This is a genomic window from Melghiribacillus thermohalophilus, from assembly GCF_004342905.1.
In the GTDB taxonomy this organism is placed as follows: Bacteria; Bacillota; Bacilli; order Bacillales; family Alkalibacillaceae; genus Melghiribacillus; species Melghiribacillus thermohalophilus.
In genome coordinates, this window is sequence record NZ_SMAN01000001.1 from 114,747 (window position 1) to 137,716 (window position 22,970).

Sequence of the window (22,970 nt, forward strand, 5' to 3'; positions counted from 1 at the left end):
TGTTTATCTTAATTTTTTCAGACGATCGGACTGACTTAAAATATCCGTAAGTCGTACGCCAAAGTTTTCGTCTATGACAACGACTTCTCCTTTTGCAATCAATTTATCGTTCACATGGATATCTACCGGTTCCCCTGCTAATTTATCCAGTTCAATAATGGATCCGGAGGTCAGTTCTAATATTTCCTTGATGGTCTTTTTCGTGCGTCCAAGTTCGACAGATACCTTTAAAGGAATGTCTAGAAGCATATTTAAATTATGCTGATCCACGGATATCTCTGTCTGGTTAGATGATAAATCGGCAAATGCCGCCGGCTGAACCGCCACATCCTGTCTCACCGTATTCCCTCCCAGATGTTTTGGTTCTTTTGCTGGTGCTGTGGTATTGGCTGTAGTTCCTCCTGTGTTTTGTTGGGCCTGAACTGCTGCAGGCTCCTTTTCCGTTTCTCCCTCATGCTGTTCTGTGTTGGTTTGTTGATCAGCATCGGCACTCATCAGTTGATGAACAAGTGCTTTTGCAAAGTCAAGGGGCAGCAGCTGCATAATATTCGAATCAATCAGAGATCCTACCTTCAATTGAAAGGACACTTTTACAAGAACTTCTTCATCGGGGATCGTTTCTACCCCTTCACCCGTATTCAAATCAAGCATATTGATGGTTGGGGGTGAAATATCAACCTTTTTATTAAAAACCGTAGACATGCTCGTTGCCGCAGATCCCATCATTTGATTCATGGCTTCCTGAACAGCACTTAAGTGAATTTCATTTAACTCCTCTTCAGGGGAAGTTCCGTCACCCCCAAGCATTAAATCAGCGATGATAGCTGCGTCACTCTTTTTAATCACTAACAGATTAACCCCGGAAAGTCCTTCGGTATATTCCACCTGAATGGATACATGGGGAAGAGGGAACTCCTCATCCAGCTCTTGATTTTCCACGATGGAAACTCTGGGGGTCGTAATTTCAACTTTTTGATTCAATAAAGTAGAAAGGGCAGTTGCTGAGCTTCCGAATGAAATGTTTCCTACTTCCCCCAGGGCATCTTTTTCAATATCCGACAAGTATTCTTCTTCTGCAGGGGGATGATCTGGTTGTCCATCCTCTTCATTCTGATTGTTGTCTCCACGTAATAGGGCATCAATTTCCTCCTGCGAAAGCATATCGTCATTATGATTCATCTTCTAATTCCCCCCTACTCATTTCTTCAAGAATTTGCACAGCCATCTTATTTTTTGACTTGCCAGGCTGAACATAAAATTTTGGTTCATTATTAACCAATAATTTCAGCGGGTTTTCGATCGATTGGTCTAATTGAATCACGTCATTTTCTGCCAGGTTCAAAAACTCTTCTATCGTAATCGTCGATTCACCTAAGACCGCTTTCACTTCTACTGGTGCAGATTTAAGCCCTTTGGAAATGTTATCAAAGTCTTTCGGGTTTGCTTTTCTCTCTGTATCCTGCATCCAGTAGTGAACCGAAAGCTTGGATATAATCGGCTCCAGAACAATATGAGGGATACAGATATTGATCATCCCGCTCGCTTCCCCAATAGTCGTATTTAATGAAATGACCACAACCGTTTCATTCGGCGATACTAATTGGAGAAATTGAGGGTTCACTTCAAATTCTTCCAGACTGGGTTCGATATCGATAATCGATCCCCATGCTTCCCTCAAACTATCCATGGCCCGTTCAAAAATATTGGACATGATTTTTGTTTCAATTTCCGTGAGATTATCGACTTTGTTGAGACTTGTTCCTGCCCCTCCTAAAACGCGATCAAGCATGGCATAAGCAATATTTGGATTAATTTCAAACAATAAGCGTCCCTCTAAAGGGGCAACGGAAAATACATTTAATATCGTTTTTTTCGGTACTGAACGGATAAATTCTTCGTATGGGATCTGATCGACTGAAGCTACGTTAATGTTGATGTATGTCCTCATTTGACCGGATAAAAATGTAGCCAGAAGTCTTGCAAAATTTTCATGTATTCGAGTGATCCCTCTTATCTGATCTTTTGAAAAACGCAATGCCCGTTTGAAGTCATAGACTTTAACCTTTCTTTCTTTCTCTTCTTTTTTTAACTCATCTGCGTCCATTTCACCGGATGAGATGGCAGAGAGCAGGGCATCGATTTCACTTTGTGATAAAACCTCTTCTGACAAAAGTTTCACCTCCGATGCGGAGCAAGCAGCTGAAATGGATTACTGGATAACTTTTTGAGTCGTATACACATCAGTTACTTTTCCTTCATTCATAAGCTGATTTAATTTCAGTTTAATCGTGTCTTCTAAATTCTCTATTCCTGTTTTAAAATCTTCTTCTTCCATTTGCGACAATTCTTTAATTAAGATATTTTTCAGCTGGAAGTCCCTCTTTTGCAATTCTTCTTTAGCATCATCACTGTCTGTTACGATTCGGAACTGCACACGGACAAACCGGTCATCTTTAATGTCTGTCGTGATTTCCTCCGTTTCAAACGAACTTTCGAGAATTTCGTCAATATTCCTGGTTCCGTCTGCATTGGCATCTGATTTTATGTTCAATACGATGACGATTGCAATAATTCCTAAAACAACAAGGGATATTAGTATGGATAACATGATTTTAATCGCTTTCTGGTTCACCTTTTGACCACCCCACTTTGTCACAAATCCCGGCAAGTCCAACTTTTTGATAAAAGGCCGTTACCCTTTCCAGGATTTCTTCTTTGGATTCCTTTACAAAATATTTTTTTCCATTTGTCAATGTAATGGTCGTATCTGGAAGTGTTTGAATCGTTTCTATGTATAAAGCATTCAATACAAACTGTTCATCATTAAGCCTGGTTACTTCGATCATAATCAGATCGGGGCCGGGATCGGCCCCGCTTCCTCCCTTAAATTAGATTATCGTTTGAGATTAACCAGTTCCTGTAAAATCTCATCAGATGTAGTGATGATGCGCGTATTGGCCTGAAATCCTCTCTGGGCAGTAATCATTTCTGTAAATTCTTCAGCAAGGTCTACATTGGACATCTCAAGCGCACCTGCATAGATATTCCCTGCTCCGTTCTGTCCAGGAATCATCAGATCTGCCAGGGCATCAAAATCCGCGATATTTCCGGTGAAATTTCCTGCTCCATCCTCGGCATAAACACCGCTGTTAGCAGTAAGCTTGAATAAATTATTACCGGCTTTCTCCAGACCTCCCGGATTAGAAAACTTCGCAAGCATAATCTGACCGGCAATTTTCAGCTGGCCGTTTGCATCGACAAAATTAACGACTCCGTCAGATGAAATGCTGAAGCTCTGTGCATCGGCCGGAATTTTTATTTTTCCGGTACTGCCTGATAAATCCGTCACATCGTCAACCCCGGTATCAACGTCAGCAGCATCCGGGGCATTCCCGACTAAAAACAGACCGTTTGGATTGACAATATGGCCATCATCATCCAAATAAAAATTTCCGGCGCGTGTAAAACTGATATTATCCTGATTCAGTACGATAGCGCCATCCTGGTTGCTGTCTTCTGCAACTACAAACATCCCGTCACCCTGGATAGCCAGGTCAAGGGGTCTGTTGGTTGTCTGGCGGTTGCCCTGGGTATGAATATTATCTATGCTTCCTGTGGCTACACCAAGGCCGATCTGCATCGGGTTTTTCCCGCCGAGAACGACATTACCGGCACCGTCCTCCTGTGGTGCCTGTGCTCCGGCAACGGTCTGACTCATAATATCCTGAAAGGTCGCCCGTCCCTTTTTAAAGCCAAATGTATTGACATTGGCAATATTATTTGCAACGACATCAAGTTTCGTTTGGAATCCTCTCATTCCAGAAATTCCGGAATACATTGAACGCAACATAAGTTCAATCATCCTTTCCATTATTTTTTTGAGCTGCTTCTGTCGTTCCGCAGCTTCAGGGTCTCCGTCTCGGTCCACCCTATGAATCGTTTAATATAATCGCACCGTTCACATTGGTGAAAATTTGATGGCCGGCTTCCGTCCGGTCCATCGCTGTTATGACTGTGTTATTCTTTGCACTTACCACAAGTGCAGCTTGATTTAGAATCACGATGGAGTCGGTTACGCCTTTTGTTTTCGCTTCCTTCACTTTTTCTTGAATTTGATTCCACGTAGATGCTGAGATTTGAATATTCCGTTCATCCATCCGTTTTTGGGCATGTTTACTGACTTTTAACGTTCCGGCAGCGTGATCCAGATAGGACTGAAACGTTGGCCCGACTGCTTTTTTCCTTTGAATCGGTTTGCCAGGTATGGTTAACGGATGATTTTGTAATTGATGAACTCTGTGATCCATAATCACCACAACTTTCTCTTATGGGGTCTGATCGGTACGGAGGCTAATCTCCGTTACATCTGTTACATCAACCTCATCTCCGCTGTCCAGGACTAGTTTTATACTCCCGTCAGCCATGGAAACACGTTGAACAATCCCTTTCTCCGTTCCATCAGGGTTCCCTTCACTGTCATATGTCTGATAGGTAACCTCTTTCTCGATGAGGTGACTGTATTCAACGACAGAGCGATAGGTCTGAAACTGGTTAAACATTTCCATGGAATTGGAAATGTTCATCAATTGCTCCAGCTGGGAAAAGGTAGCCATCTGAGCAATAAAATCCTTGTCTTCCATAGGATTTAAAGGGTCCTGATTTTCCAGTTGTGCCATCAAAATTTTTAAAAATTCTTCTTTTCCAAGGTTTGAATTTCCACCTGTTTCAACCTGGTTGGAAAGATAAAACGATGGATCAATTCTGGTCATGTTATCACCTGCTCGATTTGACTAAAAATTTCATGAAAGCTGTTTTGTTCTTCAGAGGATTGCTGTTCCTCTCTGTCTGAATCTTGTTGATTATTCTCCCGATCATGATCCTTGCTTTGCTGATCATCTCTAAATGAATAGAGAACCTGCTGGGGTACATGTTCCGACTGTTTTTCGATGACCACCTGATTTGGAGAAAACATATGCCTCAACTGATTCAGGTTTCCTTCCAGCATTTCTTTTACCGCCTGGGAGGTTACGGTCATTTTAACAGCCATTTCCCCTTTGATCTGGGTCAATTGAATCATCATTTCTCCCAGATGAGCAGGTTTTAGTTTGATGGTCATCTGGGTGAGACCATCTCTTTTTAGAAATCTGCTGGACTGTATGATCTGTCGGATTTGATCCATTAGCTGAGTCTGAGACTGGCCCTGAACGTCCGATTTCTGGTTTTGTAAATAAATGGTATACTGTTCCAGCTTTGATATAGGGTTTGAATCGAGCTGTCCAAACATATTGGTTTGTACCGTCTGCGTCTGCTGGTTTGTTTGAACCGTTTGTTTCATCAACCCGGAAGATGCTGTTGCGGTTGTTGATTTGCTACGGATGAAATCTTTCAGGGACAATGGTAGCCCATGTTGGACAGTCTGGCCGTGTTCTCTGCTTGCTCGGTTGTTTAGATTGCTGAATTCCTTATGACCTTTTACTATCGTTTTAAATATATCCTGTAATAGAAGAAGCTGTGATTTTTGCTGCTGCACTGTTTTACTGGACTGATCCTGATTATACACCTGTTCTATTTTCACAAGGAGCCTCTCGAGACCAGCCAGGATGTTTTCTGCTTTTGCCATCAGTTTAGGATCCTGTTCCGCAGCCTGTGACAGATCCTGAACGAAACGATCTCCGTACAACTGATCCCAGTTTGTCCTGCCGAGCTGTACCTCAAGCTCGTCATTCATCTGTATTTGATGCATTGCATGAATAAAGCTCATCAGATCGGGAAAGTTTTCTCCTCGCGCAACACGATTCAACAGCTGGTCTGCGCTGAGATCCATTTGGTCCTGTACGATAAATCCGTCTGCCAGTTCCTCCAGCAATGATTCGAGTTCACCTAACAGCGTGTGTAATTGTTCACTGTTCCCCTGTTCCGCTGCCTGTTTCAAGTGAAGAAGGAGCTGGGTCAATTGTTCCATTTCCTGTTGATGGAATGTCCCTTCTGGCATTTTTTCAACAGAGCCTGTCTGTTCGAATTGCTGGCTTACCTGCATCAGGGTCTGTGTGAAGTCTGATTCATGTTTGCTATTTCCGTGAAAGCTGCTGTGATTCATCCCCCTCATGACAGAAGCTGCAGCTGCCTGAAACATAGCTGCGTTGATCGTGCCATTCATCTTTTTTCACCTCCTTTCAAAGGGAATAAAATTGCCGCTACTCACCAGGATTGATAAAATTCTGTGTTAGTTCGGCTGCTTTTTCCGGGTCCATAGCTGCAAGAACGGCTCCTCGCTGTTCTGCTGGCAATTTTTCCAGAATGAGCAGGGCTGATTCATCAGTTAAATTTTCTATGATCTGTGCAGCCTGTTCTGCTTTAATTTGTGAAAAGGATTCTGTTACATTGCTAATCAGTTCATCTCTTTCCTGCTGTGATTGTTCGTTTTGTTCGAGCTGATTTTGCAATTGCTGAATTTGTTCATTTAACTCCTGAATTTCTTCATCTTTTGATTCAATGTCTAACTGAAGAGTTTCGATTTGTTCCTTTTGGTCTTCTATCGTTGCTAACAGGTTTGTATTTTCCTCTTGCAGAACTTCCTCATCATTGCCTACAAAGTTCGAAACAACAGGAATTTTGCTGCCTATATGTTCAGAAATCTGAAAGACGTTATACCCTGCAATGGTTAAAACGATTAGGGCTAGAGTAATCGCAAATAACAGTGGAATGACAATTACAAAGAAAAACCATTGCAACTTCCCGCCTTCTTTTTTGTGTTTTTGAATTTGTTCGGATGACATGGGCTTCACCTATTTCTCTTCTGGATAAACTGTAAAACAGATATATCATCCATGGTATTTTTTTCATTTTTTGCGATTTCTTCCTGAAACTTTTCTTTCTTATGATCCAGTACTTTTTCAAATTTCTTCATTTCAATATAAGCTTCATTCAGTACCAGGTGTTTTTGATCCATAACTTTCCTGGCCTTTTGTACATTGGACTGAATCCGGATAATTTTGTTTTCCAGCTGTGTTATGTATTGGTGATAGCTGTTCATTTCCTGGACTGACATCGAACGTTTCATGTTCTGATTGAGCTGGTCTTCCAGGTCTTCCTTTTCTTTTAACAGATGGTACAGTTCGGTCGCTGCCGTTTCAAAATCATCCACCGCCTGCTTATATTCCCGATGGGCGTCGTCTTTTTCCTTCTCTCTGACGTGAAGAATTTTCTCGAATACTTCCATTTGCGCCATCAATCATCACCCTGAAAGACGATATTTTTTAAATAAGCAAGTGTTTCTTCATGGGGAGAGTGCACTGATGTTCCCTGCTTTAAAAACTGAATAAGCTTCGGATAGTAATGAATGGCCTCATCGATTTCATGAGACGATCCCTTTTTATATGCTCCAATCTGGATGAGCTCCTTATTTTCTTCATAAACAGCCAACAGGGAACGGAACCGTTCAGCAGCCTGCAGGTGATCAGCAGCTACGATATCATTCATCACTCTGCTGATTGATTTTAGAATATTTATGGCCGGATACTGACCCTGCTCAGCAAGTTTCCGGTCCAGCACAAGGTGTCCATCAAGGATTCCCCGTACCGTGTCAGCGATAGGCTCATTCAGATCATCCCCATCTACTAAAACGGTATAAAAGGCGGTAATCGAACCATTTTCATTCGTCCCGGTCCTTTCCAGCAACCTGGGCAAAGCAGCAAAAACGCTTGGCGTATAACCCTTTGTTGTAGGCGGCTCACCTGTAGCCAGTCCCACTTCCCGTTGAGCCATAGCAACCCTGGTTAAGGAATCCATTAAAAAATTGACATTATAGCCTAAATCCCTGAAGTATTCTGCAATGGCAGTGGCTGTATAGGCTCCCTTTATTCGCTTAAGAGCCGGCTGATCAGAAGTTGCAACAATGACAATCGATTTTTTTAATCCTTCTTCTCCTAAATCCTTTTCTATAAACTCACGAACCTCTCTTCCCCGTTCACCGATTAGGGCAATGACATTCACATCTGCTTCACTATTGCGGGCAATCATGCCAAGCAGAGTACTTTTTCCGACACCGCTTCCGGCAAAAATTCCTAATCTTTGTCCCTTTCCGACGGTCAGTAAACCGTCAATTGCTCGAATACCTATAGATATAGGCTCGCGAATGGGGGGCCGTGAAAGGGGATTGGGCGGTTCCTGTTCAGTCGGATAAGACATTAATCCTCTGGGAAGGTTTTTCTGATCAAGTGGTCTGCCCAGAGAGTCAAGAACTTTCCCTACCAGACTTCTGCCAACCTTAATTTCAAGTGATGTTCTTGTCCCTTCAACCAGACAGCCCGGGCCAATGTTTTTGGCTTCACCGTAGGGCATTAGCAGGACATTTTCTTGCTGAAAGCCTACCACCTCAGCCATTATCGGTTGAGCGTTTTTTTGGTTTGTGTATATATAGCACACATCACCGATACTAGTTTCGGGGCCCTTGGACTCGATGAGTAAACCAACCATACGAGTCACTTTCCCAAATCTTTTATACGGGTCAATCTTTTCAATCCATTGAAGAACTTCACTCGTTTTCAAGGGATCTGGCCTCCTCAAACATCCTGAACAGCCTGGACTTCAATTCCCTGAGCTGTGTATCGATACTGGCATCGATTTTTCCAAAAGGAGATTCAATCAAGCAGCTGTTTTCAGTGATGTCATGCTTGGGGTAGATGGATAAATTTCCATTTCCATCTACAATCGTTTGCAGTTCCTGTTTAAATTCCATGACACTTTCATACTGGGAAGGATGAACATAAACATTGACCTGCGGCATCTGCTTTACTTCTTCAATGGCTGATTTTACGATATTGATAAAAAGTTCTGGTTGATCTGATAATTTCAAATGTATAATCTTTTCAGCTGCCTTCAAGGCAATATCGAGAATGTCCATTTCGCTATCAGATAGTTTATTTTCATATTCCTGCCTGGCAAGATCAATGATTGACCGGGTCTCATCAATTATTTGTTGATACTGGTGATGAGCCCTGCTTTCTCCTTCTTCAAATCCCGCCTCGAATCCCTGTTTTTTTGCCTGCTCAATGAGCTGCTGCCTTTCCTGCTCCCATTGCTTTTTCTCCGATTCTATTTGTTTTCGGGCCTGAACAATCATGTTCTCGATGTCGGCCTCTGTCTGTTTTAGCTTAGCTTCAGCCTGTTTATACAATTGTTCTGCTTCCTTTTTTAATGTAAGAATAGATTCCTTTGTTTGTTTCTGTTCTTCCTGGATATTTAACGTTTGATGCTGTCTGACGACTTCCCTCAGATTTATGGTCCTGGGTTCTGATAACGGGGATGCGGGTTTAAATACATTAGACAATGATGTCGTCACCTCCCCCGCGTGCTACAACGATTTCTCCAATTTCTTCTAAACGGCGAATGGTTGCGACAATGCGTGTCTGTGCTTCTTCAACATCCCGTAGACGTACAGGGCCCATAAATTCCATTTCTTCTTTAAATGTTTCAGCCATTCGTTTAGACATGTTTTTAAACAAGGTTTCCTTAACTTCTTCACTGGCAACTTTAAGAGACAACATAAGGTCTTCGTTCTCCACCTCGCGGATCACGCGCTGAATCGAGCGGTTATCAAGGGTGACAATATCTTCGAAGACAAACATTCTTTTCTTAATCTCCTCTGCCAGTTCAGGGTCTTGTGTTTCCAGTTCATCGAGAATGGTTCTTTCTGTAGTTCGGTCTACACCATTTAATACTTCAACAATGGCTTCTATGCCCCCGGTCTGCGTATAGTCTTCGGTAAAGGTTGTGGATAATTTTTTTTCAAGGATTTGTTCCACTTCATTAATGACTTCAGGTGAAGTAGAATCCATCAATGCAATCCGCTTCGCAATATCAGCCTGTATTTCCGGAGGCAGTTCAGACAAAATCTGGGCGGACTGTTCCGGATCTAAATAAGATAAAACCAGAGCAATGGTCTGCGGGTGCTCATTTTGAATAAAGTTTAAAATCTGTGCAGGGCTTGCTTTTCGGGCAAAATCAAAAGGCCTGACCTGCAAGGAAGAAGTTAAACGGGTAAGGATTTTTGTCGCCTTCTCTTCTCCCATTGCTTTTTCAAGCACGGTTTTTGCATATCCAATTCCGCCCTGTGAAATATAATCCTGGGCCATTGCAATCTGGCGGAATTCCTCCATAATATCTTCCTTTTGACTGGAATCCACCTTTTTTACCGAAGAAATTTCAAGGGTTAACTGTTCAATTTCTTCTTCTGTTAAGTGCTTATAGACCTGTGCAGAAACATCAGGTCCGAGTGAGATTAACAGAATGGCTGCCTTTTGTTTCCCGGTTAATTGTGTTTTTACTGCTCTAGCCATTCTATCCCCCCTTAGTCTTCAGCCATCCAGCTGCGGAGTAGTTTTGCAAATTCTTCTGGTTTTTCTCTAGCCATTCTCTCCAGTTGCTTTCTTCTCATGGCCGCTTCATTTTCTTCTGTTTCATCGTCTAATAAAGGTATGTCAACCGTGCTGATTTCTTCAGTCTCCTCTAAGGTATCTTCTGCCTGGTTTCTTCGGTTTCTAAGCAGCAGAACAATTAATAGAATCACTGCAAGAAGCAGGATTCCTCCGGCAATGTATGCCCAGGTTGGGATGCCTGAAACAGGAGACTGCTGCAGACCAGGTTTTCCTTGAAACTCCTGAAAGACAATGGAAACCTTTTCTTCCGGGTTAACTGTTTCATAATCTTTTGAAATGGACGTTTGCACAATCGAATTTAAAATAGACGAAATACTCTCCCTGACTGTTTCCTGTTCCTGCGCTGTTAAATATTCGATCTCTCCATTTGCGCCGGGCTTCGTATTATCCACAGCGACCTGAATGCCAAGGTCCCGGATTTTGTAAGGACTTTCAACGATATTTTTCCGGACCCGATTAAATTCGTTATTGATCGTTTCTTTCATCATTTCATACTCGGATTCACCAGTGCCGTCATCCGCAGGGTAATTCGGCACCTCTTCATCTCCAGTACCGACAGGAGCAAAGGACTGGGCATTATACCCCTGGTATGTCTCTGTAATTCGCTCGACACTGACAGGTAAACCTTCCATATTTTCTGTATCAATCGGAGAAACCAGTTCTTCCGTTCTGTTTTCCTGAGTAAAATCCACATCAGCGGTTACGGAAACAACCACTTTATCGTTTCCAATCATTGTTCCCAAAAGACGCTGAACTTCTCTCTGAATCTCCCGCTCAATGTCATTTTTGATTTCGCGCTGATTCGAATATGTATTCCCGACAATAAAATTATCTGAATTTTCTAGATCAAAATACTCAAAATTCTGATTCATGATGACGATATTATCAGTAGGAAGGTTTGGAACAGATTTTGATACAAGCTGATACAGAGCTCGAATCTGTTCAGGGCGGAACTGATACCCGTAATCTGTATGTATAACAATGGAAGCAGATGCTTCTCCTGTCTGTTCACCTATGAATATTGGATCCTGCGGTTTGTTGATCATTACATTTGCATCATTTATCCCATCAATGCTTTTCATGAGATTTGCCAGTTCAGTCTGTAATGCATCCAGTTCAATAATTTCCCTTTCTTCATCGGTCATTCCCCAGGATACATTTTGACTAAAAAACGAGTAATCTATGTTTCCGCTGTTCGGCAAGCCCTGGGCGGCTAATTCAACCAGCAGTTGATCAGCGTTCTGTTCAGGTACTAAGATCGTCGTGCCTCCATTTGAAAGGTCGTATTGTATTCCTCTCGAATTCAGCTCTTCCGTCAGTTGCCCCGCTTCTTTCGGGGTGAGGTTTTCATAGAGAGGAACCATTTCTGGTTTTGCCGCAAACAAACTGATCAAGACAATGAGCAGTATAGCTCCAGCAGTACCGCCGGCAATCAGGGATTTTTGAGCGAGTGTTCGTCCTTTCCAAAATTCAGTTGTTTTTTGCATATATGCCTTGATTTTTCCGTTCATAGTAGCCCCCGTCTTTTCTTTAATGATTTGAACATGGTTAAGGATGCCACCCATCGAATCATTCTATTAAATTTGCATTCTCATAATTTCCTTATACGCTTCTATAGCTTTGTTTTGAATTTCTACTGTGGTCTGTAATGTAATACTTGCTTTTTGTGCTGCTATCATAACATCGTGAAGATTATCGATTTTTCCCTGAGCCAGTGCAACCGTTTTCTGATCAGATTCCTGCTGAGCGTCATTCACCCGTTCAAGCGCCTCTTTTAGTTGACTGGCAAAGGATTGCTGTGCTTCATGGGGTGTAACCTTTGACGGCTGATTCAGCAAAGAACGATGATCTAAAAAAGCATGACTGATTTTTTCCATCAACTACACCTCCTATTTACCGATTTCCAGTGCTTTTAAGAGCATACTTTTTGAAGCGTTGAGCGAGGTTACGTTTGCTTCATATGACCTGGTGGCACTCATTAAATCTACCATCTCCCTTAAAGGGTCTACATTTGGCATCCGCACGTATCCGTTTGGATCCGCATCCGGATGATCCGGATGATACACGAGCTTAAAGGGTGACTGATCTTCTGTAATGTTGGTTACACGGACGCCTTCACCGGGAGTAGAACTTTTATTTATAGCCTTTTGAAAAATGTTTTGAAACGGTTCGCCCTTGGGCTGGAACACGACCATTTTTCTTCTGTAAGGCTCCCATTCTCCATTTTCATTCATTCTGGCTCTGGTCGTTTCTGCGTTAGCGAGATTGGAAGAAACCACATCCATCCTTAAGCGCTGAGCCGTAAGAGCACTCCCGCTTACATTGATTGAATCAAAAACCCCCATCCCTATTTCCCTCCTCTAATAACGGTTTGCAGACTTCCGAACTTTCCGTTTAATCTGTCTACTAATGCCTGATAGTAAATCTGGTTTTTTGCAAGATCTACCATTTCTTTGTCAATATCAACATTATTGCCGTTATGATTATAGTTCGTGTTCGATCGAGTAATAATCGAATATGGAGACTGAGAAGATGTAGATGAAAAAGGTATATGTTTCGGATGAGTTCGTTTTGCTTCAAAGGCAGGCGACTGAAGTGTCTCGTGAAAAATATCCTTGAATACGACATCCTTCGCCTTATAATTTGGTGTATCGGTATTGGCAATATTGTTCGATATCGTTTTATTTTTTAATGCAGAATAATCCAGATAATTCTCAAGCGTATGTATGGTTTCACCAAATAACGACATGTTTCTCCCTCCCGACACAATTCTCCTATGACATTTTTCATATGTATAAACCCATTTTAAAAAAAACATTTGGGACTGTCTATGCGAAATATTCCCTAAAAATACAACCTTCAACAAAAAATACCATAACTTTAGTACCTAATTATGGAATTATCGGATGATTCAGGTGAAGTTTGTCGATTTATCTTTATTATTACATATAATAAAATATTTGAAAATATTGATAGCTCTTTTTTTTGAAAAAAATGGGGGCTGAATCGAATTTCTGGCATATGAAGAAAATGGCTCCTGCAGAAAAACTGCAGGAGCCACTTTTTCAGTCTCTTCAAACCCATTAATTAATTGGTTTTTAATTTTTGCAGTTCAACAAGGAACTTATCATTTAATACTTTAATGTATGTCCCTTTCATACCAAGGGATCGCGATTCAATTACGCCGGCACTTTCCAGCTTTCTCAGTGCATTAACGATAACGGATCGGGTAATTCCCACCCGATCTGCAATTTTGCTGGCAACCAGCAGACCTTCATCGCCTTCTAGCTCTTCAAAAATATGTTCGATTGCTTCTAATTCGCTGTATGACAGAGAACTGATAGCCATCTGTACGACAGCTTTGCTTCTAGCTTCCTCTTCAATTTCTTCGGTTTTTTCGTGAAGGATCTCCATCCCGACAACGGTCGCACCATATTCTGCAAGAAGCAGATCATCATCGTTAAAACTGTCCTTCAAACGGCTTAAAATGAGGGTGCCCAGCCGTTCGCCACCTCCGATGATTGGAACAATCGTCGTTAATCCATTTTTAAATAAATCTCGATTTTCTACAGGAAAAGCCGTATATTCGCTATCTATATCCAGATTTGGCGTAGTTTCCTTGATGTTGAAAAGGCTCTGGGTGTATTCTTCGGGGAATTGCCGCTCCTCAAGCATGCGTTTCATTCGCTCATTTTCAATTTCCTGCTTGATGGCAAATCCAAGCAACTTTCCACGGCGGCTCAAAATAAAAATATTGGCACTTATGACATCCCGCAGTGTAGCTGACATGTCATTGAAATCAACAGACTTGCTTGTTTTTTGCAGCATAGCATTGATTGTTCTTGCGCGTTCTAATAATTTCATTCTTTTTTCCTCCTAACTCAATCGTTCTAAAGAATATATTGGGATAAATCTTTATTTTTGGCGATGGATGAAAGTTTTTCATCCACGTATTCTCTGGTGATTTTTACTTCTTTCATATTAATGTCCGGTGCTTCAAAGGATAGGTCCTCTAACAGTTTCTCCATAATGGTGTGAAGCCTTCTTGCACCGATATTGTCTGTCTCCTGATTCACCTCAAATGCTATTTCGGCAATCCTATGAACAGCATCGTCAGAAAATTCAAGATTTATACCTTCCGTTTCCATTAACGCCGTGTATTGCTTTAAAATAGCATTGGATGGTTCCTTTAAAATACGGGTAAAATCTTCAACAGAAAGTTTTTCGAGTTCTACTCTGATTGGGAAACGGCCCTGAAGTTCAGGAATTAATTCTGATGGTTTAGCCATATGAAAGGCACCAGCTGCAATAAATAGAATATGGTCGGTTTTCACCGCTCCATACTTCGTCATCACAGTGGACCCTTCTACGATCGGTAAAATATCGCGCTGGACCCCTTCTCGGGATACATTGGCTTGATGGTCACTTTTGCCCGCAATCTTATCGATTTCATCGATAAAAATAATTCCTGCCTGTTCGGCTTTTTCGATCGCTTCCTGAGTCACCTCATCCATGTCAATTAATTTTTGTGCTTCTTCATGGGTCAGCACTTTCCTGGCCTCTTTTACAGGAAGCCTTCGTTTCTTTCTGTTTTTTGGCATGAATTGTCCCATGACATCCTGCATATTCATCCCAAATTGTTCCATTCCAGAACCCTGAAGCATATCAAACATGGATGGCTGTTTTTCTTCTATCTCAATGGTGACCATATGGTCTTCCAGTTCACCAAGGGCCAGCTGATGCTCGATTCGCTTTCGCTTGCTGATGATTTCTTCATGATCCTCGGCTTCCCTGGTCTCCTGGCTAGGTTGCTGATTAGAAAAAAACATTTCAAAGGGATTTTTAAAAGTCTGTTCCTTTTTTTTGCCGGGAACTAACAGCTCCACCAGGCGTTTATTTGCTAACTCTTCTGCCCGGTTTCTCACCTGTTTCATTTTTTCCTCTTTTACAATGCGGACAGAAGTTTCAACCAGATCCCTGACCATGGACTCTACATCACGTCCGACATAACCTACCTCAGTAAATTTTGTGGCTTCTACTTTGATAAAAGGAGCACCGACCAATCTGGCCAGACGTCTGGCTATTTCGGTTTTGCCCACACCCGTCGGGCCAATCATTAAAATATTTTTAGGGACGATTTCTTCTCGCAGCTTCTCATCCATCTTCATCCGGCGATATCGGTTTCTAAGGGCAACAGCCACAGCCCGTTTCGCATCCTTCTGGCCGATAATATATTGATCCAATTTTTCTACAATTTGTCTCGGAGTGAGGTTTAACCCCATTTCTGTACCAACCTCCTTTTGATCACAGCACCTCAAGCACAATCTGGTCATTGGTATAAACACAGATTTCTCCGGCTATTTCAAGTGCAGCCCTGGCAATCTCTTCAGCCGTTTTTTCCGGGGCATAGCGCTTTAGGGCTCTTCCCGCACTTAAGGCATAGTTTCCGCCTGAACCGATTGCCAGTATATCGTCATCAGGTTCAATGACTTCCCCAGTACCGGAAACAAGAAACATCTGCTCTTTATTCATAACAACCAACATCGCTTCGAGCTTCCTTAAAACTTTGTCGCTCCGCCATTCCTTTGCCAGCTCTACAGCAGACCGTGCCAGATTGCCATTATATTTTTCCAGGTTGTTTTCGAATTTTTCAAATAGTGTAAAAGCATCCGCAACCGATCCAGCAAAACCGGCCAGCACCTGACCATTAAATAATTTACGTACTTTCTTCGCGGTATGTTTCATAACTACCGCATTTCCCATGGTAACCTGTCCGTCACCACTCATGGCACACGTACCATTATGCCTGATTGCAAAGATCGTTGTGGCATGAAAGATATGTTCCACCGGAATCACCTCTTTTCTACTAGGATCATGATCATGCACGGGGATGTGTGTTCATGTATATGTTACGTAAATGATCCCTGGTCACATGAGTGTAAATCTGAGTTGAAGATAAATGTTCATGTCCAAGCAATTCCTGAACAGATCTCAAATCAGCACCTTCGTTAAGTAAATGGGTAGCAAAGGTGTGGCGGATTTTATGCGGATGCACATGAACCGTTAACGAAGCCTTATCTACCATACTCTTCAAAATCGTTCTGACTCCCCTGGTCGTTAAGGGCTTTCCTCTCATATTCAAAAAAATGATTTCTGAATCAAGACGACTTTTCTTAAGCAGGACTTCCCTTCCGTTTTCGATATAACGCATAAGCGCATCCCGGGCATAGTTTCCAAAAGGGATATACCGTTCCTTATTCCCTTTCCCTTTAACAAGGACCGTCCCAATTGAAAAGTCCACATGAGAGAGTGTTAACTGAACACATTCACTCACCCGCATGCCTGTGGCGTACAAAAGTTCCAGCAAGGCCTGATTCCGCTGACCCAGTGGCGTGTTTAGGTCGCTGACTGTAAACAGTTTCGCGAGCTCTTCTTCATACAAAAAATCCGGAATCGGTTTTTCTGTTTTTGGAAGGGATACAGAAATCAAAGGATTGGCATCCACCTTTTTTTCCCGTTCCAAAAAGCGAAAAAAGGTCCGCAAACTGGAAAGTTTCCTGGAGACACTTCTCCTCGTCAGCTTCTGGTCATACAGCCGCGTTAAATAAACACGAATCACCGCATAATCCACATCTTTTACATCATCCATTCCTTCCGTCTTTAAGAACAAAAAAAAGAAATCAAGATCATCCAGGTAAAATTTCAAGGTATAGGGCGAGACGTTTTTTTCAATTTGCAAATATTCTTTAAACGCCTCTTTTAATAGATGGAAGCTCATCAATGGTCACCTCTAAACAAAGCGACTAAATATTAACATACTTTTATAGGATTATGCAATAAATTTTACTAAATTGTAACAAAATTCTGAATTGTATTCAGTGCCCTTTTGGCATATTGTTCATTTCTTTGCTGTTTATGTTTTATTTTTTCTGGCAGTGGTTTCAAAAGACCAAAATTCACATTCATTGGCTGAAAGTGCTCCGGACTGGTTGCCGTGATATAATGAGCCAGGCTTCCGATCATGGTCTCAGGAGGAAATACAAGCAAATCCTCATCTCTGACCAATCTTGCTGCATTTATACCAGCTAAAAGACCTGAAGCCGCTGACTCAACGTAACCTTCAACCCCTGTCATCTGACCGGCAAAAAACAGGTCTTCCCTTTGTTTATATTGATAAGTTGGACGAAGAAGCTTAGGGGAATTGATAAAGGTATTTCGATGCATCACACCGTAACGGACAATCTCGGCATGTTCTAATCCGGGTATCAGCCGAAATACTTCCTTTTGTGCACCCCATTTTAAATGAGTTTGAAAACCTACCATATTATATAAGGTTCCTGCTGCATCATCCTGCCTGAGCTGCACCACTGCATGGGGGCGTTTTCCTGTTTCTGGGTCTTCCAGTCCAACTGGTTTTAAAGGACCAAATAGCAACGTTTTTTTTCCTCTTTTGGCCATCACTTCAATCGGCATGCAACCTTCGAAATATATTTCTTTTTCAAATTCTTTCAAAGGGGCGGTTTCTGCCTCGATTAAAGCCTCATAAAAACGGTCGAACTCTTCCTCGGTCATGGGGCAATTTAAATACGCTGCTTCCCCTTTGTCATATCGGGATTTCAAATAAACTTTTTCCATATCGATGGAATCTTTTTCAATGATCGGCGCAGCTGCATCATAAAAATAGAGATATTCCTCGCCTGTCATCTCTTTCAGCTGTTTTGACAGCGCCTCTGATGTCAACGGTCCGGTTGCAATAATAACCGGTCCTTCTGGCAGTTCAGTCACTTCTTCATGTCTAACAATCACATTTGGGTGGTTTTTCACATGTTCAGTCACATATCCACTAAATTCATGCCTGTCTACAGCCAGTGCTCCGCCTGCCGGCACCTGGCATTGATCAGCAGCCTTTATAATGATGGAATCCAGTCTTCTCATTTCTTCTTTTAAAATGCCTACTGCATTTGTTAACGAATTCGCCCTGAGCGAATTACTGCACACTAATTCAGCAAATTGATCGGTATGATGGGCAGGTGTCTGCTTTACTGGTCTCATTTCATACAGGGTTACGCTGATTCCTCGTTTTGCAAGCTGCCAGGCTGCTTCACTTCCTGCCAGCCCTGCTCCAATAACCGAAACATGCTTGGTCTGTTTCAATGATAAAAACCCCTTTCAGCACATGGGATTTGTGTCAAGTAATTTTCCTTACCATTCGCATATTATAGTTTAATTGAGAAGGAGTGTCAACTGTGACCCCCTTTCCTGAATTCGTTTGTTCATTTTTCAACCATACCAGCCTTTTGTTTCGAAAATGTTCCTAAAGGCGGCTGCCGTTCCCCTGCAATTGTGAAAAAAGAAAATAGATGGGTAACCAAAAACACTGCCTGCGGACATATCGTCCTTGCAGGCAGTGTTTACACATTACTGCTGTACACTTTCTTTGTAATCACATTCGGAACATTCCACCTGTGTACCCTTTTTCTTTTTCTTTTCAACGAGCAGTCCATTGCATTTTGGACATGGACGTTCCAGTGGTTTATCCCAGGAAATGAAATCACATTTCGGATATCGGTCACATCCATAAAACGTGCGCTGTTTTTTGCTTTTGCGTTCAACGATATTTCCTTCTTTACATTTTGGACATTTGACACCGATTTCTTTTAATATGGGTTTCGTATTCCGGCAGTCCGGGAAGTTTGAGCACGCAAGGAATTTGCCATACCTGCCCATTTTGTAAACCATTTCGCTTCCGCACTTTTCACAGGTCACACCTGCCGGCTCATCTTTTACTTCCACTTCTTCCATTTCTTTTTCAGCTTTTTTCAGTCTCTTTTCAAAGCCGTTGTAAAATTCATCAAGAATAGTTACCCAGTTGGTTTTTCCTTCTTCAATACTATCCAGGTCATCTTCCATTTTCGCAGTAAACTTCACATCGATAATTTCCGGAAAGTATTCTTTTAATAAATCAATAACGATTTCTCCAAGTTCTGTCGGGACAAAACGTTTATTTTCCAGCGTGACATATCCCCTGCGCTGAATCGTATCTAGTGTCGGTGCATAGGTTGACGGGCGTCCAATCCCTAATTCTTCAAGGGTTTTCACAAGCCTTGCCTCTGTATAGCGTGGTGGCGGCTGGGTGAAATGCTGTTTCGGTTGAATATCTTTAGCATCAATCGTCATTCCCTCTTCTATCGGAGGCAGCATGTTTTCTTTCTCCTGTTTCTGATCATCCTGCCCTTCTACGTACACTTTCATAAACCCTTTAAATTTAATCTGTGAACCGCTTGCTCTAAATTCCACTTCATGATTGACCAGATGTACAGTTACCGTATCCAAAACAGCAGGCGCCATCTGGCTTGCTACAAAACGTTCCCATATCAGTTTGTAAAGTCGATACTGATCCCTGGATAGCACACTTTTAAGGGTTTGGGGATCTCTGAACACAGAAGTAGGGCGAATCGCCTCATGGGCATCCTGTGCCCGTTCGGTATTTTTATTTTTGCGGTTTGGACCGATGTATTCTTTACCATAAGAATCAGCGATATAACTGGAAGCTTCCTGTTTCGCCGTATCGGATACACGGGTTGAGTCCGTACGCATGTACGTAATCAAACCAACGGTTCCTTCCCGGCCCAGATCAATCCCTTCATATAATTGCTGTGCGATCATCATCGTTTTACGGGCGCGGAAATTTAATTTTCTTGCTGCTTCCTGCTGAAGGGACGACGTCGTAAACGGAGGTGCAGGATTTCTTCTCCGTTCCCGTTTAGCTACTTTTTCCGCCCGAAACTGTTTTCCTTTTAATTGACTCAGGACCTCGTCTACTTCCTGTTTGTTATTCAGCTTCTGTTTTTTTCCATTAATGCCATAAAAGGAACCTTCAAAGGTCTCCTGATCTTTCAAAAAAGTGCCTTCAATTGTCCAGTATTCTTCTGGCTTAAAATGTTTGATCTCATTTTCTCGATCAATGATAAGCTTTACGGCAACTGACTGTACCCGTCCTGCACTCAACCCTTTTTTAACTTTTTTCCATAAAAGGGGGCTGATCTTATATCCCACAAGTCTGTCCAGTACCCGTCTGGCCTGCTGGGCATCCACTAGATCCATATTAATTTTTCTCGGATGTTTAAAGGATTCTTTTACCGCGTCTTTCGTGATCTCATTAAAGACGACACGGCATTCCTTGTTTTCATCAATATCTAAACTGTGAGCCAGATGCCATGCAATTGCTTCCCCTTCACGGTCAGGGTCAGCCGCAAGAAATACCTGTTTAGCTTTTTTAGCGGCTGTGCGCAAATCCTTCAGCACAGGCCCTTTGCCCCGAATGGTAATATATTTAGGCTCAAAATGCTTCTCAACATCTACTCCCATCTGGCTTTTCGGAAGGTCCCGAACATGCCCCATGGAAGCTTTTACATCATATTTTTTCCCTAAATATTTCTTGATGGTTTTTGCTTTTGCTGGAGATTCAACAATTACAAGGTAATCTGCCATATTCTATACATCCTCCTGCGAGGGTTTTACTCCTGCATAATTATTTTTTATGATTGTATTAACAAATCTCATTCATTATTAAATAATTTTTATGGATTTGTCAAACTCGTCTTATAAAAAATTATAGACGAAATAAGAAATTCCTTTAAAAATTCCAGATTAAATTAGAATTTTCAAATAGGTTAAGTAGATCGTCCGCATGATGAATTAAATGTGCTCCTTCCTGTATTAACAAATGGCAGCCTTTTGCCTGTTCAGTGAATATAGAATCAGGAACAACACAGACTTCCCTTCCCTGTTCAAGAGCCTGCTCGGCCGTAATGAAAGTACCGCTTCTTTCTCTGGCTTCAATAATTAATGTTGCAAAAGAAAGACCACTGATAATCCGGTTTCGTTCAGGAAAATGCCATGGTCTGGCCGGGGTATCGGGGGGATATTCGGAAAGTAGAAGATGTTCGCTGGATAATCGGTTCATAAGGGAAACGTTTTCCTTTGGGTAAATATGGTGAAAACCGAAACCAAGTACAGCTATGGTTTTTCCTTTATAGGAAATGGCTGCCTGATGGGCGAGGGTATCGATCCCTTTTGCCATACCACTGACGATAACCCAGTTTTGTTTGATGAGAGGCTGAAGCAAATATTGAACTTTTCTAGGGGCTTCTCTGGAATGATTTCTTGTACCGACAACACTGAGTTTGGGTTCTTGTGTCAATAGACGCAAATCACCAGATGCATACAGAACTAATGGCGGATCTGGAATACGGGACAAACGGGAAGGATAGGATGCATAGTTGATGACCAAAGTCTGATAAGTGCTGAGGTCCTTTTCAATGGATTTCATAAGTGCGGACGAATGGAGGTCTTGATAAAGGAGCATGGCTCTTTCAGGAGAAAGGCGGAATTGTTGCTGGAGTCCAGAAGTATCGATATGGTATAAATCCGTTAGCTGATCATCAGCATGTAGCCATTTTCGCACCAGACGGCGGGATGCTCCTCTGCATCTCAGAAGATGAATCAGACGAAGACTTTTTTCATCCATGAATTCATTTTCTCTCCTTCCGATATAAAAATATCCCCCTGTCTGAATCAGCACAGGGGGATGATGTTAAACCCAAAGAAGTATTTCTGCCCCTATCGATTAGTGGGTTTTACACTTATCATAAAGGCCTTTTTCTTTTAAGACGTTGATTAACGTTTCTCCCATTACCGCAGGAGTTTCGGCTACTTTAATGCCGCATTCATTCATCACGCGGATTTTTTCGTCAGCTGTACCTTTGCCGCCGGAAATAATCGCACCGGCATGACCCATCCGTTTTCCAGGAGGTGCAGTACGGCCGCCGATGAAGCCCACAACTGGTTTTGTCATGTTCTCTTTCACCCACTCTGCAGCTTCCTCTTCAGCGGTACCGCCGATTTCACCGATCATCATAACTGCGTATGTTTCAGGATCTTCGTTAAAAGCTTTCAGTACATCGATAAAGTTGGTTCCGTTTACCGGGTCCCCGCCAATCCCAACAGCGGTAGACTGACCGAAACCTGCCTGAGACAGCTGGTGAACCGCTTCGTAAGTTAACGTTCCAGAACGGGATACGACACCAATGTGACCCTTTTTGTGAATATATCCCGGCATAATGCCGATTTTACATTCCTCAGGCGTTATGACACCCGGGCAGTTTGGCCCTACAAGACGTGTTTTCTTGCCTTCCATGTAACGCTTGACTTTCACCATATCCAGTACTGGGATATGTTCGGTAATACAGATAACCAGATCCAGTTCAGCGTCTACCGCTTCCATAATGGCATCAGCTGCAAATGGAGCTGGAACGTAAATAACAGAAGCATTTGCACCTGTTTCTTTTACAGCTTCTTCGACTGTGTTAAACACAGGCACCCCTTCTACTTCTGTTCCTCCTTTGCCAGGAGTTACACCGCCGACAATTTTAGTTCCGTATTCAAGCATCTGCTTTGTATGGAAAAGGGCTGTAGAACCCGTAATTCCCTGAACAATTACCTTTGTGTCCTTATTAATAAATACACTCATTT

The 22,970-nt window shown here is 42.2% G+C and carries 25 protein-coding genes; all 25 read right to left on the reverse strand.

What is annotated here, in order from left to right:
• Nucleotides 1–3 precede the first annotated feature (3 nt).
• The 25 genes from fliY to sucD all read right to left on the reverse strand — a co-directional run bounded on the left by fliY (nt 4) and on the right by sucD (nt 22,968).
• Nucleotides 4–1,179: a flagellar motor switch phosphatase FliY gene (gene fliY / locus EDD68_RS00560; protein ID WP_243646713.1), complete on the reverse strand. Its 1,176-nt coding sequence runs from the start codon at nt 1,177–1,179 to the stop codon at nt 4–6.
• Nucleotides 1,169–2,170 (reverse strand): flagellar motor switch protein FliM, encoded by a 1,002-nt coding sequence (gene fliM / locus EDD68_RS00565; RefSeq protein ID WP_132370084.1) that lies wholly within the window; start codon nt 2,168–2,170, stop codon nt 1,169–1,171. Before fliM ends, fliY begins: the two co-directional genes overlap by 11 nt.
• Before the next feature lie 39 nt (nt 2,171–2,209).
• Nucleotides 2,210–2,632 carry a flagellar basal body-associated protein FliL gene (gene fliL / locus EDD68_RS00570; RefSeq protein WP_132370086.1) on the reverse strand — a complete coding sequence of 141 codons (423 nt, stop codon included), beginning with the start codon at nt 2,630–2,632 and terminating at the stop codon, nt 2,210–2,212.
• A complete protein-coding gene (locus EDD68_RS00575; protein ID WP_132370088.1) occupies nt 2,613–2,846 on the reverse strand; it encodes a flagellar FlbD family protein in 234 nt (77 codons plus the stop codon). The genes fliL and EDD68_RS00575 overlap by 20 nt, the downstream gene beginning before the upstream one ends.
• A gap of 47 nt (nt 2,847–2,893) precedes the next feature.
• A complete protein-coding gene (locus tag EDD68_RS00580; protein WP_132370090.1) occupies nt 2,894–3,850 on the reverse strand; it encodes a flagellar hook-basal body complex protein in 957 nt (318 codons plus the stop codon).
• A 79-nt stretch (nt 3,851–3,929) separates the two neighbouring features.
• Entirely contained in the window at nt 3,930–4,307 is a 378-nt protein-coding gene (locus tag EDD68_RS00585) for a TIGR02530 family flagellar biosynthesis protein (RefSeq protein ID WP_132370645.1), read from the reverse strand.
• 18 nt (nt 4,308–4,325) lie between these two features.
• Nucleotides 4,326–4,769: a flagellar hook assembly protein FlgD gene (flgD, locus tag EDD68_RS00590; protein ID WP_132370092.1), complete on the reverse strand. Its 444-nt coding sequence runs from the start codon at nt 4,767–4,769 to the stop codon at nt 4,326–4,328.
• Nucleotides 4,766–6,157: a flagellar hook-length control protein FliK gene (locus EDD68_RS00595; RefSeq protein WP_132370094.1), complete on the reverse strand. Its 1,392-nt coding sequence runs from the start codon at nt 6,155–6,157 to the stop codon at nt 4,766–4,768. The genes flgD and EDD68_RS00595 overlap by 4 nt, the downstream gene beginning before the upstream one ends.
• A gap of 37 nt (nt 6,158–6,194) precedes the next feature.
• Entirely contained in the window at nt 6,195–6,776 is a 582-nt protein-coding gene (locus EDD68_RS00600) for a MotE family protein (protein ID WP_132370096.1), read from the reverse strand.
• A gap of 5 nt (nt 6,777–6,781) precedes the next feature.
• On the reverse strand, nt 6,782–7,228 hold the full coding sequence (fliJ, locus tag EDD68_RS00605) for a flagellar export protein FliJ (RefSeq protein WP_132370098.1): 447 nt from the start codon (nt 7,226–7,228) through the stop codon (nt 6,782–6,784).
• Nucleotides 7,228–8,547, reverse strand: a complete 1,320-nt coding sequence (fliI, locus tag EDD68_RS00610; protein ID WP_132370100.1) for a flagellar protein export ATPase FliI — start codon at nt 8,545–8,547, stop codon at nt 7,228–7,230. Before fliI ends, fliJ begins: the two co-directional genes overlap by 1 nt.
• Complete coding sequence (gene fliH, locus EDD68_RS00615; RefSeq protein WP_165902010.1) at nt 8,534–9,328, reverse strand: flagellar assembly protein FliH; 795 nt, start codon at nt 9,326–9,328, stop codon at nt 8,534–8,536. The genes fliI and fliH overlap by 14 nt, the downstream gene beginning before the upstream one ends.
• Complete coding sequence (fliG, locus tag EDD68_RS00620) at nt 9,321–10,337, reverse strand: flagellar motor switch protein FliG (RefSeq protein ID WP_132370104.1); 1,017 nt, start codon at nt 10,335–10,337, stop codon at nt 9,321–9,323. The genes fliH and fliG overlap by 8 nt, the downstream gene beginning before the upstream one ends.
• Nucleotides 10,338–10,348: 11 nt before the next feature.
• Complete coding sequence (gene fliF, locus EDD68_RS00625) at nt 10,349–12,001, reverse strand: flagellar basal-body MS-ring/collar protein FliF (protein ID WP_341540257.1); 1,653 nt, start codon at nt 11,999–12,001, stop codon at nt 10,349–10,351.
• Between the two features lie 12 nt (nt 12,002–12,013).
• Entirely contained in the window at nt 12,014–12,313 is a 300-nt protein-coding gene (fliE, locus tag EDD68_RS00630) for a flagellar hook-basal body complex protein FliE (protein ID WP_132370106.1), read from the reverse strand.
• Nucleotides 12,314–12,325: 12 nt separating this feature from the next.
• The gene (gene flgC, locus EDD68_RS00635) at nt 12,326–12,781 is read right to left on the reverse strand and encodes a flagellar basal body rod protein FlgC (protein ID WP_132370108.1); all 456 of its coding nucleotides are present in this window, start codon (nt 12,779–12,781) and stop codon (nt 12,326–12,328) included.
• Nucleotides 12,782–12,783: 2 nt separating this feature from the next.
• The gene (gene flgB, locus EDD68_RS00640; protein WP_132370110.1) at nt 12,784–13,185 is read right to left on the reverse strand and encodes a flagellar basal body rod protein FlgB; all 402 of its coding nucleotides are present in this window, start codon (nt 13,183–13,185) and stop codon (nt 12,784–12,786) included.
• A 338-nt stretch (nt 13,186–13,523) separates the two neighbouring features.
• Nucleotides 13,524–14,300, reverse strand: a complete 777-nt coding sequence (codY, locus tag EDD68_RS00645; protein WP_132370112.1) for a GTP-sensing pleiotropic transcriptional regulator CodY — start codon at nt 14,298–14,300, stop codon at nt 13,524–13,526.
• Between the two features lie 26 nt (nt 14,301–14,326).
• Complete coding sequence (gene hslU, locus EDD68_RS00650) at nt 14,327–15,718, reverse strand: HslU--HslV peptidase ATPase subunit (protein ID WP_132370114.1); 1,392 nt, start codon at nt 15,716–15,718, stop codon at nt 14,327–14,329.
• Nucleotides 15,719–15,740: 22 nt separating this feature from the next.
• Nucleotides 15,741–16,283, reverse strand: coding sequence for an ATP-dependent protease subunit HslV (hslV, locus tag EDD68_RS00655; protein ID WP_132370116.1), 543 nt, complete (start codon nt 16,281–16,283; stop codon nt 15,741–15,743).
• A gap of 31 nt (nt 16,284–16,314) precedes the next feature.
• Nucleotides 16,315–17,214 (reverse strand): tyrosine recombinase XerC, encoded by a 900-nt coding sequence (xerC, locus tag EDD68_RS00660; RefSeq protein WP_132370118.1) that lies wholly within the window; start codon nt 17,212–17,214, stop codon nt 16,315–16,317.
• A gap of 68 nt (nt 17,215–17,282) precedes the next feature.
• On the reverse strand, nt 17,283–18,590 hold the full coding sequence (gene trmFO, locus EDD68_RS00665) for an FADH(2)-oxidizing methylenetetrahydrofolate--tRNA-(uracil(54)-C(5))-methyltransferase TrmFO (RefSeq protein ID WP_132370120.1): 1,308 nt from the start codon (nt 18,588–18,590) through the stop codon (nt 17,283–17,285).
• A gap of 264 nt (nt 18,591–18,854) precedes the next feature.
• Nucleotides 18,855–20,927, reverse strand: a complete 2,073-nt coding sequence (topA, locus tag EDD68_RS00670) for a type I DNA topoisomerase (RefSeq protein ID WP_132370122.1) — start codon at nt 20,925–20,927, stop codon at nt 18,855–18,857.
• Between the two features lie 145 nt (nt 20,928–21,072).
• Entirely contained in the window at nt 21,073–21,966 is an 894-nt protein-coding gene (gene dprA / locus EDD68_RS00675) for a DNA-processing protein DprA (RefSeq protein ID WP_132370124.1), read from the reverse strand.
• Nucleotides 21,967–22,065: 99 nt separating this feature from the next.
• Nucleotides 22,066–22,968, reverse strand: a complete 903-nt coding sequence (sucD, locus tag EDD68_RS00680) for a succinate--CoA ligase subunit alpha (protein WP_132370126.1) — start codon at nt 22,966–22,968, stop codon at nt 22,066–22,068.
• Nucleotides 22,969–22,970 lie beyond the last annotated feature (2 nt).